The sequence below is a fragment of the Vibrio sp. YT-16 genome (genome assembly GCF_033337405.1).
Lineage (GTDB): Bacteria > Pseudomonadota > Gammaproteobacteria > Enterobacterales > Vibrionaceae > Vibrio > Vibrio alginolyticus.
Map to the genome: position 1 here is coordinate 39,528 of NZ_JAWOQQ010000022.1, position 14,657 is coordinate 54,184.

Below are 14,657 nucleotides of genomic sequence, written 5' to 3' on the forward strand. Positions count from 1 at the left end.
AAGAAATAGAAAAAGGCATCCGATTGGATGCCTTTTTTCTTATTGGAAGAAGGTAAAACGGTTACGACCGAAGTTGGTGAATACTCTCTTCGATCGTCAGTTTCACTTCTGGATAAAGCAGAGTGAACAGTAGCCGTGCAAATTGCTGCGTTTTCTTCGTGTCACAGTTACCATCGTTATCGAGGTATTTTTGCTGTTTGAGCGTATTGAACATCGCGGTAAACACACCTTTATCGAAGAATTCTGGCGCATTAATACCGTGCAAACGCCCTAGGCGCTGAGCAATATCTTGGCTCTTCTGCTCTAGGTCCGATTTACCGAGTTCAGGGTAAGCAACAAGCAAGTTCATCGCGATAGAGTAGCGTTGCAGCGTTTCAGTTATCGTTCGACCTAACAGAACCAAAGGCTGGTTGTTCGATTGATTGATCTCTAGCTTATCACCATCAAGACTAATCATTTTCTGATCGGCAAATTCATGCAGTGTTTTAACGACCAATTCATCTAACTCGTCTTCTTGGTAACTTAAGAACAGCTCTTTCTTCAAGAATGGGTAGATTTGCGCGACATTCGCTTGAATCTTGGCTACCGAAAGGTTGCGCTGACGAATGAGCATTTGGGCAATTAATGACGGCAGAGCGAACAAGTGAATGATGTTGTTGCGATAGTAAGTCATCAGGATCGATTGGCTACGGTCCAGCGAAATGATGTCACCCATGCTATCGGTTTCAATCACGAACTTATCAAGCGAAATTGCATGATCGACCAACTCCTCAGCACTTTCGGTAGGGATAGTGGAGGTGCTTGAGTACGGGTTATTTTTGAGTAGCTTTAAGTAACACTCGATCTGATTGATCAGCGAGTCACGAGAAAGTGCACGTTGACGAGAAGCAAGCAGTGCGGTTGCACACAAGGTCAACGCGTTTGCTGCCGCCGCATCATTGATGTGCGTCATCATCTTATTAGCAAGGTCGTTGACCACAGGATTCATCCATTGTGGTTTGTTACCACCCATGCTGTCGATGTCTTTCGTCCACTCAGGAGCATGCTCGTTCAAGTATTGGTTGAGCTGAATTGGCTCACCGAAGTTCACATAGCCCAAACCAAAGTTACGCAGTTTACGCAGAGTACGCAGTACAAGCCCTGCGTTTTCTTTCTCTTTGCGTTTGCCACGCAGCTCTTTCGCGTAAGTGCCTACTTCCATTACGTGCTCGTAACCGATGTAGACCGGCACTAGTGTTACTGGGCGGTTTAGACCACGTAGCATTGCTTGGATGGTCATAGCCAGCATACCCGTTTTCGCTTGCAGTAAGCGACCTGTACGTGAACGACCACCCTCACTGAAGTACTCGACTGAATAGCCTTTGGCAAACAGCTCAGCTAGATACTCACGGAAAATGGTTGAGTACAGTTTGTTGCCTTTAAAACTACGACGAATAAAGAACGCCCCACCACGACGGAAAAGAGGACCGGCCGGGAAGAAGTTCAAGTTAATGCCTGCCGCAATGTGCGGAGGCACCATGCCTTCATGGTATAAAACATAAGACAAAAGCAGGTAGTCCATGTGACTACGGTGACAAGGAACGTACACAATTTCGTGGCCGTCTTGCGCTAAACGACGCACAGTCGAGGCGTTATTGATGTGCAAACCTTGGTATAGTTTTGTCCATAACCAACTCAGGATGCGGTCGCCGTTTTTCACCAGACTATAGGAGAAGTCGGCAGCGATTTCATCCATGATGTCGTGGGCTTCTTTACGTGCCTTATCAATCGAGATGTTTTTGCTCTTGGCTTCGTCAGCAATCGCCAGTTCAATAGCTGGAGACTTTAGTAAACGAGCAAACAACACTTGGCGTTGTGGCAGGTTTGGGCCTGAAGCAGCCAGTTTCTGGCGTGAGAAGTGGATACGCGCCACGCGAGCCAGTTTGTGCGCAATTGCGCTGTCGGTACCGTGGGAGTCTGCCATATAACGCAGAGATACCACGGGACTAAAGCGAACTAAGCAGTCGCGTCCCGCCGCCATTACCGCTTTGGCTTTTTGCGGACCATTCATCGGTTGAAGGTAAGGCTTTTGGTTCTCTTCTTTACCTGGCTTACGACCCCAAAGCACGGTTGCAGGGATCATTTGAACATCCAACTCACTATCCAGCTTGTGCAGTTCCAGTAAGTCAGTGAACAGAGAAACAGAATCGGTTGGGACATCATTATCGTTGTTCATCACAGTTGGACGCGCAGCGATAAAGACGAAACGGTTCAGCGTTTTGCCATTGATTTCCAGCGGGCTGAGCGGGTCGGGTAGACCAAGGCTCATGGCTTGTTTTTGCAGTGTCAGCAAATCCACGTTCGAGCGGAACGGCAGGGCATATACAATCGGTTTAGTTAGGTCGATGTTCAGATCTTCAATCGGGTTCGACGGGATTGCGGTGCCCTTTACCAGTACCGATAAAGGTAGTTTTAGTAATGAACGTGAAAATGATTGTCCAGAAGACATAAAGTTCACAGCCTCAATAGGTATTCAAACAGGCCTAACCTTATTTCAGTTTCCGCTTTGCATGTCTTCTCTATAAAAAGAGATGAGTACGGCAATAGAAATAAGCCTAGGCGATAAAATTTAAGCGCTGCAAGGATACCAGAAACTGGTCAAACCTTTTAATTTTATTGGCTGTAAATTAGTCGAACCCCTAAGTTATTGCTTTGACTTGATTAACTGAAAAGTCGGTGTTTTAAACGAATAAAGAATGAACTTAATTGGTAAGCTGAAAGCTCCCCACAAATAAATTAAAAAACAACCAATTGGGTTTTCATTTGAGCATTTACTGGATATACTCACAGTTAACTGTATAAAAAGACAGGTGAGACATGAAGCCGTTAACGCCACGCCAACAACAAGTCTTCGATTTGATTAAAAGTAAAATCGACGACACCGGAATGCCACCAACTCGTGCAGAGATTGCGCGTGAGCTTGGCTTCCGCTCTGCGAATGCCGCAGAGGAACACCTAAAAGCGCTTGCTCGTAAGCAAGCAATTGAAATTATTCCAGGCGCTTCTCGTGGGATTCGTATCCTGCTTGAAGACGCAGCCAATGATGAGCAGGGTTTGCCTTTGATTGGTCAAGTCGCAGCGGGTGAGCCAATTCTGGCTCAAGAGCACGTAGAGGCGCACTACCAAGTCGATCCTGCGATGTTCAAACCGCAAGCGGATTTCTTACTTCGTGTAAATGGCGAGAGTATGAAAGACATCGGGATTATGGATGGCGATTTGCTCGCGGTGCATAAAACCCAAGATGTGAGAGACGGTCAAGTTGTCGTTGCGCGTGTTGATGATGATGTGACTGTGAAGCGTTTGGAGCGCAAAGGTTCAACCATATTACTGCATGCTGAGAATGAAGAGTTTGCCCCAATCCAAGTGGACTTAACGTCTCAGCACCTTACGATTGAAGGCTTAGCCGTTGGTATTATTCGCAATACCGATTGGATGTAAGTGTGTTTAAGCAGCCCAGTTCATCTGGGCTGTTTTGTCTTTTCTCTTTTTCTACTTCCTCCAAAAGCTTGCTCATCATCTTGACCTTGTTTGTTTTGACCAATTTATAAGCTTGATAATGTAATTGATATTCATTATCATCTTTATTAATGTCTATGTTTTCTCTCTGGCGCAGGAAATGCCCATGTCTCAGTCTAAACATCAAGTTCCTAACCATTTATTAAAGCCACTGTTATTGCGTAGCCGTGAAAGCATGGTCGACAATGGCTTGGTGTACGATCCGATAGCTGCTAAAGCGTGTTTGAGCTGTAAGATGGCGCCGGATTGTTTGAGTGGTGATATTGCGCAGAAGCAATTGCTGCACGTGACGCTGACTCAGCTTTGTGACCAGCAGGTTAGTCACTTCTTACAGCAGTATCCCGATGCTTGGATAATCAATGTCGGAGCGGGGTTGGATACCCGCTTTTATCGTTTGGATAATGGACGTTGCCATTGGATAGAGCTGGATGTGACGGAAAATTTGGTATGGCGTCAGCGTTTGTTCCACAAAAATGAACGTTATGAACATCGCTGTGGCAGTGTGGATGAAATGTCGTGGCTAGAGACGTTAGCCATTCCAGAGCAAGCACCGGTACTCATTTTATGTGAAATGGCACTGCTCGATTGCACAGAGCGTCAAGTCGCGAAATTTATTCAAACCTTAGGTCGACATTTTGTTTCTGCTGAACTGTGTATGGTGCTGGCAGGAGATTTAACGGAAACCAAGTGGGGACAAAAGCTTGGCTCTGATCGTTATGCTCATGGCTTTGAAGCGCCTGCAGCACAGATATTGCAATGGTTACCATGGGCACAGTGGGTGAAAGCTTTCTCGCCATTCGATAGATTCTGTTCTCGTTGGAAAGCTTGGCAGCGTTGGCTTAATAAGATTCCAATGTTGAAGCATCGCCTCACGCCAGTACTCGTTCATATCAAGTGGTAATTGGCTAGTCGTTAAGCGCTCAGGTACACTCGTCGATCTTACTGATGAGGTGCCTGTGACAAATTCAATCTTCTCTCCTTTATCTAACCCAAAAGTTCATCGCCAAGTCTTAGCTTTAGCTATACCTATGGTGCTGTCGAATATTACTGTTCCATTGCTCGGTTTGGTCGATGCTGCGGTGATTGGTCATCTAGACCACGCTTGGTATTTGGGTGGTGTTGCGTTGGGCAGCACCATGATCAGCGTGACGTTTTGGCTGCTTGGTTTTTTGCGTATGTCGACTACTGGGTTGGCGGCGCAGTCCTATGGCGGTGAAGACCGAAAGCAACTTGCCTTGGTGTTTATGCAAGGCTCACTTATGGCGCTGCTGTTTGCGTTAGTCTTCCTTATTGCCCATAACCCGATTGCTGATTTGATCTTTGGCTGGAGTGACGCCAGCGCAGAGGTAAAAAGCTACGGTATGCAATATTTCTCTATCCGTGTGTGGAGTGCCCCCGCTGCACTAATGAACTTTGTGTTGTTGGGATGGTTGCTCGGAACGCAAAATTCCAAAGCACCAATGTGGATGGTGATCATCACTAACGTGACTAATATTGTCCTCGATTTGTTGTTTGTTATCGGTTTGGAGTGGAAAGTAGAAGGCGCTGCGCTGGCATCGGTGATTGCTGACTACTCAGGTATGGGTTTTGGTCTCATGTGTGTCTGGAAAACCTGGCGAGAGAGGCAATTACCATCACCTCAAAAGTTGCTAGCCAGCACTCAACACGGTTTAGGGCGCTTCGTGAAATTGAATCGCGATATTTTCTTGCGCTCTTTGTGTCTGCAAGCGGCTTTTAGCTTTATGACGTTCCAAGGTGCGAGCTTTGGTGATGAGGTTGTCGCTGCAAATGCGGTTCTGATGAGCTTCCTGATGATTATCTCGTATGGCATGGATGGCTTTGCTTACGCAATGGAGGCCATGGTCGGGAAGGCGATTGGTGCCAAAGATAGGCAACAATTGAGTGCATCGCTTGTCGGCACTTTCTTTTGGAGTTTGGTTATTTGCTTAGGACTGACCGCGCTCTTTGGTTTGGCGGGATCGCAGTTGATCGCCATGATCACTTCAATTGAGGCGGTGCAACAGCAAGCAGCGGTGTATCTACCTTGGCTGGTGGTGATGCCACTTGCGTCGATGTGGTGCTTTCTATTGGATGGCATTTTTGTCGGTGCAACCAAAGGCAAAGACATGCGCAATAGTATGTTTGTCGCGACCAGCAGTTTCTTTGTTGTCTTTTACTTGTTCGCCGAGTGGGAAAATCACGCGCTGTGGTTTGCAATGACGAGCTTTATGTTGATGCGGGGTATTGGTTTAGGGGTTATCTTTCTCTACCAATGGCACAAGGATACCTTCCTAACACAATGTTGATATAAAAACAGCTGGTCCAAGCCTGCTGTTTTTCTGTCTGCTATCAAGAAGCATCGATTAGAACAAGCGGTTCAAACCATTCAACGCAGCGACACGATACGCTTCGGCCATTGTTGGATAGTTGAAGGTGGTATTGACGAAATACTCGATGGTATTCGCTGAGCCTTTTTGCTCCATAATGGCTTGACCGATGTGGATAATTTCCGCGGCACGTTCGCCAAAACAGTGAATCCCTAAAATTTCTTTGGTTTCACGATGGAACAATATCTTCAAGCTACCGATGTCTTTCCCTGCGATCTGTGCACGAGCTAGATGCTTGAACGAAGAGCGTCCTACTTCATACGGTACTTTCGCAGCTGTTAGCTCTTGCTCGGTTTTACCCACAGAGCTAATCTCTGGGATGGTGTAGATACCCGTTGGAATATCATCAATCAGGTAGTTTTCTGCCTGACCTTTCGTAATGGCTTGTGCGACAAATCGCCCTTGGTCATAAGCGGCGCTTGCAAGGCTAGGGTAACCGATGACATCGCCTACAGCGTAAATGTGTTCGATATCGGTTTGGTAGTTACGGTTTACTTTTAGTTGTCCGCGAGAGTCCGCTTCCAGACCCACTGCACCCAAATTCAACTTATCGGTGTTACCTGTTCGACCATTCGCATACAACAAGCAGTCTGCCTTCATCTTCTTGCCAGATTGTAGGTGAATAATCACGCCATCTTCTGTGCCTTCGATTTTTTCATAGGTCTCATCATTACGAATTACCACACCGCTGTTCCAGAAGTGGTAAGACAGCGCATCTGACACTTCGTTATCCAAAAACTCCAACAAGCGGTCTCGGGTATTGATAAGGTCGGTTTTCACTCCAAGGCCGCGGAAGATAGAAGCGTATTCACAACCGATAACGCCCGCACCGTAAATGATGATATGGCGAGGGTCGTGTTTCAGGCTCAAAATGGAATCACTGTCGTAGATGCGCTCATGCAAGAAATCTACGTCGTTAGGCTGATACGGACGAGAACCCGTCGCGATGACAAACTTATCCGCAGAATAGATTTCTTCTGTACCGTCGCTTTGCATCACTGCAATTGAGTAGTTATCGATAAATCGCGCGGTTCCGAACAAAAGTGTGCATGAGTTACGGTCATAAAAGCCCTGACGAAGTCGAGTTTGCTTATCAATGACCGATTTAGCATGACCTAAAATGTCAGAAAATGTTGCATGAACGCTGGTGTTGTTTCGACAAAATAGCGGGTTGCTATTAAATTCGATGATGCGGCTAACGGCATGACGCAGTGCTTTTGATGGAATGGTACCCCAGTGAGTACAACCGCCACCGACACTGCTTTCTTTCTCGACAATGGCAACATTCAGTCCCGCTTTGGTTAATCCCATTGCAGCCCCTTCTCCGCCAGGGCCACTACCGATTACGATCACGTCATAGTGATTAACATGCGCCATGATGCCTTCCTTGTTATATTTGCTTAACATTGCTTTAGCGCGATTTTAACTCATTTACTCTATTGGTACACGTCATGCCTGTTAGAGAGTGGAAGTGATCACGCAGAATCGACCAAAAGGGTGATTTGGTATGTTGTATGTCTATAAATTGCATCGAGAACATTGCAATTAGATGCATGCCAATAGTAACGTTCTCGGCGCTCAGAGCGAGCGAAGCAACATATCTTTCTCCGTAGGAGCAAATTGCGTTATATTGAGGCTCTTGTACCCTACAGAAAAAGAGCAAGTTAAGAATGAAATCGATGGGAATCCGCGCACAGCAAAAAGAGAAGACACGTCGATCATTGATCGATGCGGCATTTAGTCAATTAAGTGCGGATCGCAGCTTTTCCAGCCTTAGCTTGCGAGAAGTCGCCCGAGAGGCAGGGATTGCACCGACTTCTTTTTACCGCCACTTCAAAGATATGGATGAGCTAGGCTTAACCATGGTCGATGAAGGCGGTTTGTTACTACGTCAACTGATGCGTCAGGCGCGTCAACGTATTGTGAAAGAAGGTAGCGTAATTCGTACCTCGGTCGAAACCTTTATGGAATTCATTGAAAGTAGTCCGAACGTTTTTCGTTTGTTGTTGCGTGAGCGCTCCGGCACTTCTGCTGAATTTCGTACCGCTGTTGCTCGAGAAATCCAGCATTTTGCGGCAGAATTAACCGAGTATTTAATGAGCACCGGCGTGACCAGAGAAGAGGCGTATACTCAAGCAGAAGCGTCTGTGACTTTGGTTTTCAGTTCGGGGGCTGAAGCTTTAGATTTAGATCGACGTGAGCGCGATGAACTCGCCGAGCGATTGATCATGCAATTGCGAATGATAGCCAAAGGGGCCTATTGGTATCGCAAAGAACGTGAACGTAACCGATTAAAAGGCGGGATAGAATAATGTCGAATGGAAATAAATCTGAAAAGAAAACGCTGATTTTGGCACTGGTTGCAGGTATGTGTGGTGATGCTTTGTTGTCATGGTTGACCATGAGTGAAGTGTCTTTTTCAATCTTCCCATTGATTGCACTCGTACTGGCTGTACAAGCTCTTTACCAAGAGTACCTAAATAATCCGGTATCAGAAGATATCCCATTAGTTGGCTTGGCGTGTTTCTTCGTAGGTGCGTTTGGTCACTCTGCGTTTATTAAAGCGCAATACCCAGAAGCAGGCTCAAACTTCTTCGCGATCATGGTTTCAATGATCTTACTCGCATGGATTGGTAAGAAGCTAGGTTTTGTCAGCAAGAAGACTTCTGCGGAATAAGCAAAACGAATCAAATTAAAAAGCGAGCCATTGAGCTCGCTTTTTTTTGTCTGAAGCTGGTGGACTAAGCTTTACGTTCCAATAGCACGCCAGCTTCCATGTGGTGGGTATAAGGGAATTGGTCAAACAGAGCAAAACGCGTCACGTTGTGTGTTTCGCATAGAATGTCCAAGTTCTCTTTTAGAGTCTCAGGGTTACAAGAGATGTACATGATGCGCTCGTAACCTTGCACCATCTTACAAGTATCGACATCCATCCCAGCACGTGGTGGGTCGACAAAAATCGTGTTGCAGTTATAGCTCTTCAGATCCACACCTGCATCTTGTAGACGACGGAATTCACGCTTACCTTCGATCGCTTGAGTAAATTCCTCTGCCGATAGACGTAAGATTTGTACGTTATCAATCTTATTGGCGGCGATGTTGTACTGTGCAGATACCACAGATGGCTTCGCTAGCTCAGTTGCCAGTACGCGGTCGAAATTCTGTGCCAACGCCAGCGAGAAGTTACCGTTACCACAGTAAAGCTCTAGTAGGTCGCCAGTGCTTTCTTGGGTACAGTCGACCGCCCATTCCAGCATCTTCTCTGCGACTTTGCCGTTCGGCTGAGTGAAGCTGTTCTCTACTTGTTGGTAGATGTAGCTTTGACCATTTACATCGAGCTTCTCGATAACGTAGTCTCGGTCTAGGACAATCTTCATCTTACGAGCGCGACCAATGATGTTTAGGTTAAAGCCTTCATCATTTAAACGCTGTTTAAGGGCTTTCGCGTTTTCAATCCACTCTTCATCAAGTTGGCGATGGTAAAGGAGTGAAACCAGAATCTCACCACTTAGCGTCGATAGGAAATCCACTTGGAACAGTTTACGACGTAGTGAGTCGTTGTCTTTCATCGCTTCAACCAATAGCGGCATCAGGTCGTTGATCAGACGGCTTGCTGCAGGGAATTGGTCAACACGGTACTTCTCACGAGTTTCTTGGTTGAACATGATGTAGTAAAGATCTTCGCCTTCATGCCAAACACGGAACTCAGCACGCATGCGGTAGTGCTGCTCTGGTGATTCAAACACTTCCAGTTCTGGCATGTTGTATGGCGCGAACATATCCGTGAGACGTTCGACTTTTTCAGCCAGTTGTTCTTGGTAGCGTTGTGGGTTGACATCAAGAGTAGCCATGATCTTACCTTTTATGGTGCATTCAATTTAAGAGCGCAGATTTTATTCAATCTCAATAGGATGTCCAGTTTTGTACTGGAATTGATTTAAAGATAGTGCGTACAGGCAGAGTAGAAAGCAAAATCAATCAAAACGTTACAACTTCTAAGGGCAATATTGGCTGGACAAATAATCAATAGCTGAATAATATTTGCCTCAAGTTGGTGCTATCTAGCAATCTAGATGGCTGAAATGGGAATCTGGTGTGAATCCAGAACTGACGCGCAGCGGTAAAAGAGAACGAACGCTCATCAGACACTGCATTAGTTTATGTGGGAAGTCGAGCAAGTAGGCGGTACACCCGTGCTCTTGAGTCCGAATACCTGCCAACAACTGAGCCACAGCACTGGACTGTCATGATGACAGGGCTCGGAAGGAATTACGCGATTTAGGACAATACAATGAGAAAATCCGCACTGGCGATCACTTTAGCATCGCTGCTTTCACCTGTCTCTTATCTACAGGCCCAAGAAACCTCCACTGACGAAACCATCGTTGTTACTGCAAACCGTTTTGAGCAAGCCGAAAGCCGTACGTTGGCAGATGTCGAAGTAGTTACTCGACAAGACATCGATCGCATTCAAGCGAAAACCCTACCAGATGTATTGCGTCGCCTTACCGGAATTCAAGTTTCACAAAATGGTGGTCGTGGTCAGTTAGCGTCTTTATTTGTTCGTGGAACCAGTTCCGACCAAGTTTTAGTACTGGTTGATGGCGTACGTTTTGCACGAGCAGCGAAGGGCGCTGTGGACTTTAACCAAATCCCACTTACTTACGTTCAACGTATTGAGTACGTGCGTGGTGCGCGTGCGTCACTTTACGGCTCAGAAGCGATTGGTGGCGTGATCAATATCATCACCATTGCGCGTGCTGACGAAGAAGGAACGAAGTTAAGTGCGGGTTTAGGCAGCTTAGATTACCAGGAATTGAGTGTGGCATCTGGTATTAAAGTCACAGAGAGCGGCCAGCTAAATATCGCGCTTGGTAGTGAAAGTGATGATGGTTATAACGTTCGTCCTGTACCGGGAGTTAATGACGGCGATCGCCATGGCTTTGATACAAAGAATGGTCTGCTAGGTTACGTGCACAACTTCAATGACCAGTGGTCTGCATTTGGTAACCTACGTGCTTACGAAAATGTTTATCAATATGACAGCAGCTACGGCAGTCGCGGTTACTACGAAGCAGAAAAAGACGATCTTTCTGTCACTCTGGGCGGTAAGTATCAGTCTGATAATGTGATGTCAGAACTACAAGTAACAGCACAGAAACAGAAGTCTTGGAACTATGAGCAAGCAAAAGGCAAACACTCAGGTACTGAAGATGAACTTGAGCAGCAAAATGTCCAGTGGACCAACAGTTACTTGCTAAACAACAATACGACGTTGGCTGGTGGTATTGATTGGCGCAACGAGTCTTATAAAGACAAGAGTGCGAATAAAACGTTTGATCGTACCAATGGCGCTCTGTTTGGTATGGCAACCACCAGTATTGATAAAGCAATGCTTGAGGGCAGTGCTCGCCTTGATGATAACGAAGAATACGGTAGTGAGTTCACTTACAGTTTAGCGGCTGGTTACCAGTTTGTACCAGAGTTTGGGGTTAAAGCCTCTTTTGGTACTGCGTTTAAGGCTCCAAACCTATATCAGCAGTATGACCCAACATACGGTGAGAAAGATCTGAAGCCGGAAGAGTCAGATGCTTGGGAGCTAGCATTCAGCGGTGATGTCCAAGGCGTTTTTTGGTCCGTCACGGGTTATGACTATAAAATCACGAATCTTATCGATTACCATCCAACCACATACAAATATTTGAATGTCGATGGTGAAACACATATCCAAGGTGTGGAGCTTGTTGCTGAGTTTGATACAGGGATTGTGCAGCACCAGTTGAGTGCAGATTACAAAGATGCTGAAGACGATAAAGGGCATCAGTTGCAGCGTCGCGCTAAAGAAATGTATAAGTGGAATACTTTAGTGAGCTTCGATAAAGTGGATTGGTCGGTTAGCTATCAGTACGTCGGTAAGCGTCCAGATGTGGATTACAGCACTTGGCCTTCACAAGATATCACGCTTTCTTCTTACTCGTTGGTTGATACGGCGGTGACTTACTATCCGAATGAGTCGACCTCTATTAGCGCTCGTATCGATAATCTACTTGATGAAGAGTATGAGATGGCAAAAGGTTACCCTGCTGCGGAGCGAGCGTACTATCTCAACGTTGGCTACGAATTCTAATCGTGAATGAGCACAAACCGCCTTCGGGCGGTTTTTAATATTTTGTGGTGGAAAATCGAATGAAGAAACCCAAGCGAGTGGTGATCAGTTGGTCCAGTGGTAAAGATTCGACATTAACGCTTGAGCGCCTTAACGAGAATCCAAATTATCAAGTTGTCGGTTTGTACACGACTTACGTAGGGAAAGAAGTCCCTTTCCAAGCAACTCCGCTTGAAGTCGTACAAATGCAAGCAGACTTACTTGCGCTTCCGCTCATTACTATCGAGCTACCTGAAATCTTTCCAAGTAACGACATTTATCAATCGACCATCGTTAATGCATTACAAAGTAGTGGTCTGAACATAGAAGCTGTCGCATTTGGTGATATGTTTTGTAATGGCATTGCCGATTACCGACGCAGCTATATTGAACCTGTTGGCTGGGAATGCGTCTTTCCTCTATTAGGGGAGAGCAGCGAAAAACTAGCGATGGAAATCATAGAGCGTGGTATTCAAACTATGTTAATCACCATCGACGGAAGAGTTCTCCCTCCAGAATGGTGTGGTCGCTGGTATGACAAAGCCCTAATAGAGTCATTACCAAGTCAAATTGATCCCTGTGGGGAAAATGGTGAATTTCACACATTGGTCACGTCTTCGCCATCTTTTCAAGGACATATCGAGTTGACGAAGCGAGATGTAGAATCTGGAGATAGATTCAGCCATCAAAGATACCATGCTAAAGCATTGCCAAAACAAATCTACGCAGTATGATCGCAACGTTTCTGTTCTTTAGGTAAGGCTCGTGCGAGTAGCAAGTAAGAAAAAAGTCCTAGTTTTTGACTCCGGTGTTGGTGGCCTTTCTGTATTCCAAGAGATACATCGCCTATTGCCCCAGCTAGACTACTTATACTTATTCGATAATCAGGCTTACCCTTATGGTGAACTCGATCAGGCTGTACTCATTTCACGAGTTAACCAACTGGTCTCTTCATTAGTCGAAGAACACCAAGTCGACATTGTCGTCATTGCTTGCAACACGGCGAGCACCATAGTGCTTCCTTCCTTACGCGAAAATTTATCGATTCCCGTTGTTGGTGTTGTCCCTGCGATTAAACCCGCATCGCTTTTAGCATCAAAAGGGGTAGGGCTGATCGCCACTCCGGCGACAGTAACACGCCAATATACTCACGAGTTAATACGGGACTTTGCGCAAGGCAAACCAGTTGAGCTGGTGGGATCAACTCGCTTGGTAGATATGGCCGAAGAGAAGTTGCGAGGCAACAGCGTTTCTCTCGACGAACTGACAAATATCCTGCTTCCCCTTCGCGATAAAGTCGATGTTGCGGTGCTCGGTTGTACTCACTTCCCTTTAATCAAAGAGGAGATTCATCAAGCTTTGGGTGGGGACGTTACTTTAATTGATTCAGGCGCAGCGATTGCACGTCGAGTAAAAGCATTGCTATTAAGTGATGAAATTGAGGATACAGAAGAGGGAAGTAAGTCGATTTATGCCAGTGCAACTCCTTGGCAGGAAGATGCACTGAACATTTGTTTAAAGAAGCTAGGTTTTAATCCTGTTCAGGTTTACCACCATCCGGATGTTTAGGATCGTTCGCAATTCTCACTTTTAGCGTTCTCTCCATATATTCCTTTTCATTAAGTTTAGCGATAGCTGGCTTGGCATCTGCCGCAGCCATCACTACAAAACCAAACCCTCTTCTTTTTCCAGTACGCTTATCTTTCATTAAGCGTACCGCATAGACCTGTCCATATTCAGCAAACAAATCGCGAACATGACTCTCATTGGCCTTATAAGGAAGGTTGCCGACATACAGCGTTTTAGTTGAAGGATCAGGATCCGAAGATTGAAGAACAGGTGTTTTGCTAGAAAATGAAAAAAGAAAAGCAGTAGCGATAACACCAATGAGGAAGCTCAAGGCTGGTGGGATGATGAATTGAGAGAAGATGATTCCCCCAACGATGGCCAGCCCAACACATAAAATCAGATTTTTTTTAGACGTCATTTTAATTACTACACATAGTGATAAAGAGATCGATTGCCCATTAACAGAATAGACACATGAATCTTACGTATATGGTTGGTGTTTTTCCAACCAATTGCTGTGATATGTCTCAAATGTGACGAAGAAATATGCAAATATCGCACTTTTGGCTAATTTGTGACCGGTTGGTTTTTTATTTGCAAAAAACACTTGTACTAATTTCTCAACTCCCTATACTGCGCATCCACCGACACGGAGTGAGACGAAAGTCACACAGCGAGTCGGGAAGAGAGAAAAAAGAATTTGAAAAAATGCTTGACTCTCTCACGGTGTGAAGTAAGATACGCACCCCTAACGACGAGCAACTAAGTTGCTGAAAATGTTAGAAAAGCTCTTTAAAAATAAGAACCTATCAATCTGTGTGGGCACTCGTTGATGATAATCCAATTAGATACTTCGGTATCAAATTAGGTTTCAATGAAACGAAGTGACCATTGAATCGAAAGATTCAGCACAGTCAATTCAAACATTACTTATGTAATGTTCAGTATTCATTGAGCCGAACAAAATCTTAAATTGAAGAGTTTGATCATGGCTCAGATTG

General features: G+C 45.5%; 12 protein-coding genes and 1 riboswitch. Of the genes, 8 read left to right on the forward strand and 4 right to left on the reverse strand.

Going from position 1 to position 14,657, the window contains the following annotated elements:
* Positions 1-61: 61 nt before the first annotated feature.
* On the reverse strand, positions 62-2,488 hold the full coding sequence (plsB, locus tag R7F07_RS22705; protein ID WP_033907264.1) for a glycerol-3-phosphate 1-O-acyltransferase PlsB: 2,427 nt from the start codon (positions 2,486-2,488) through the stop codon (positions 62-64).
* A 368-nt stretch (positions 2,489-2,856) separates the two neighbouring features.
* Between plsB and lexA the strand changes: the two genes are divergently transcribed.
* The 3 genes from lexA to dinF all read left to right on the forward strand — a co-directional run bounded on the left by lexA (position 2,857) and on the right by dinF (position 5,861).
* Positions 2,857-3,477 (forward strand): transcriptional repressor LexA, encoded by a 621-nt coding sequence (gene lexA, locus R7F07_RS22710; RefSeq protein WP_005378682.1) that lies wholly within the window; start codon positions 2,857-2,859, stop codon positions 3,475-3,477.
* 184 nt (positions 3,478-3,661) lie between these two features.
* On the forward strand, positions 3,662-4,456 hold the full coding sequence (locus R7F07_RS22715; RefSeq protein WP_005378679.1) for a class I SAM-dependent methyltransferase: 795 nt from the start codon (positions 3,662-3,664) through the stop codon (positions 4,454-4,456).
* 55 nt (positions 4,457-4,511) lie between these two features.
* Entirely contained in the window at positions 4,512-5,861 is a 1,350-nt protein-coding gene (dinF, locus tag R7F07_RS22720) for an MATE family efflux transporter DinF (RefSeq protein ID WP_064368849.1), read from the forward strand.
* Between the two features lie 57 nt (positions 5,862-5,918).
* On the opposite strand, the gene sthA is transcribed toward dinF, so the two are convergent.
* The gene (sthA, locus tag R7F07_RS22725; protein WP_005389689.1) at positions 5,919-7,349 is read right to left on the reverse strand and encodes a Si-specific NAD(P)(+) transhydrogenase; all 1,431 of its coding nucleotides are present in this window, start codon (positions 7,347-7,349) and stop codon (positions 5,919-5,921) included.
* 263 nt (positions 7,350-7,612) lie between these two features.
* Between sthA and fabR the strand changes: the two genes are divergently transcribed.
* Positions 7,613-8,254, forward strand: a complete 642-nt coding sequence (gene fabR, locus R7F07_RS22730) for an HTH-type transcriptional repressor FabR (protein ID WP_005378632.1) — start codon at positions 7,613-7,615, stop codon at positions 8,252-8,254.
* Positions 8,254-8,619 (forward strand): YijD family membrane protein, encoded by a 366-nt coding sequence (locus R7F07_RS22735; RefSeq protein ID WP_005378634.1) that lies wholly within the window; start codon positions 8,254-8,256, stop codon positions 8,617-8,619. The genes fabR and R7F07_RS22735 overlap by 1 nt, the downstream gene beginning before the upstream one ends.
* Positions 8,620-8,683: 64 nt before the next feature.
* On the opposite strand, the gene trmA is transcribed toward R7F07_RS22735, so the two are convergent.
* The gene (gene trmA / locus R7F07_RS22740; protein ID WP_033907263.1) at positions 8,684-9,793 is read right to left on the reverse strand and encodes a tRNA (uridine(54)-C5)-methyltransferase TrmA; all 1,110 of its coding nucleotides are present in this window, start codon (positions 9,791-9,793) and stop codon (positions 8,684-8,686) included.
* A 184-nt stretch (positions 9,794-9,977) separates the two neighbouring features.
* Positions 9,978-10,178, forward strand: a riboswitch (cobalamin riboswitch).
* A gap of 55 nt (positions 10,179-10,233) precedes the next feature.
* Here trmA and btuB point away from each other — a divergent pair.
* Genes btuB through murI form a run of 3 tightly spaced genes read left to right on the forward strand, consistent with a single transcriptional unit; the run spans position 10,234 to position 13,656 of the window.
* Entirely contained in the window at positions 10,234-12,069 is a 1,836-nt protein-coding gene (gene btuB, locus R7F07_RS22745) for a TonB-dependent vitamin B12 receptor (protein ID WP_171343346.1), read from the forward strand.
* A gap of 59 nt (positions 12,070-12,128) precedes the next feature.
* The gene (locus R7F07_RS22750; RefSeq protein WP_005378675.1) at positions 12,129-12,821 is read left to right on the forward strand and encodes an ATPase; all 693 of its coding nucleotides are present in this window, start codon (positions 12,129-12,131) and stop codon (positions 12,819-12,821) included.
* Between the two features lie 31 nt (positions 12,822-12,852).
* Positions 12,853-13,656 (forward strand): glutamate racemase, encoded by an 804-nt coding sequence (murI, locus tag R7F07_RS22755; protein WP_005389694.1) that lies wholly within the window; start codon positions 12,853-12,855, stop codon positions 13,654-13,656.
* Here the strand turns inward: murI and R7F07_RS22760 are convergent.
* Positions 13,619-14,074 (reverse strand): RNA-binding protein, encoded by a 456-nt coding sequence (locus tag R7F07_RS22760; RefSeq protein WP_017636066.1) that lies wholly within the window; start codon positions 14,072-14,074, stop codon positions 13,619-13,621. The genes murI and R7F07_RS22760 overlap by 38 nt on opposite strands.
* Between the last annotated feature and the right edge of the window lie 583 nt (positions 14,075-14,657).

Excerpts from the sequence above, each read along its gene's own strand:
- fabR (WP_005378632.1), top strand. The coding sequence starts at position 7,613 with ATGAAATCGATGGGAATCCGCGCACAGCAAAAAGAGAAGACACGTCGA.
- R7F07_RS22735 (WP_005378634.1), top strand. The coding sequence starts at position 8,254 with ATGTCGAATGGAAATAAATCTGAAAAGAAAACGCTGATTTTGGCACTG.
- R7F07_RS22715 (WP_005378679.1), top strand. The coding sequence starts at position 3,662 with ATGTCTCAGTCTAAACATCAAGTTCCTAACCATTTATTAAAGCCACTG.
- sthA (WP_005389689.1), bottom strand. The coding sequence starts at position 7,349 with ATGTTAAGCAAATATAACAAGGAAGGCATCATGGCGCATGTTAATCAC.
- trmA (WP_033907263.1), bottom strand. The coding sequence starts at position 9,793 with ATGGCTACTCTTGATGTCAACCCACAACGCTACCAAGAACAACTGGCT.
- btuB (WP_171343346.1), top strand. The coding sequence starts at position 10,234 with ATGAGAAAATCCGCACTGGCGATCACTTTAGCATCGCTGCTTTCACCT.
- plsB (WP_033907264.1), bottom strand. The coding sequence starts at position 2,488 with ATGTCTTCTGGACAATCATTTTCACGTTCATTACTAAAACTACCTTTA.
- R7F07_RS22750 (WP_005378675.1), top strand. The coding sequence starts at position 12,129 with ATGAAGAAACCCAAGCGAGTGGTGATCAGTTGGTCCAGTGGTAAAGAT.
- R7F07_RS22760 (WP_017636066.1), bottom strand. The coding sequence starts at position 14,074 with ATGACGTCTAAAAAAAATCTGATTTTATGTGTTGGGCTGGCCATCGTT.
- lexA (WP_005378682.1), top strand. The coding sequence starts at position 2,857 with ATGAAGCCGTTAACGCCACGCCAACAACAAGTCTTCGATTTGATTAAA.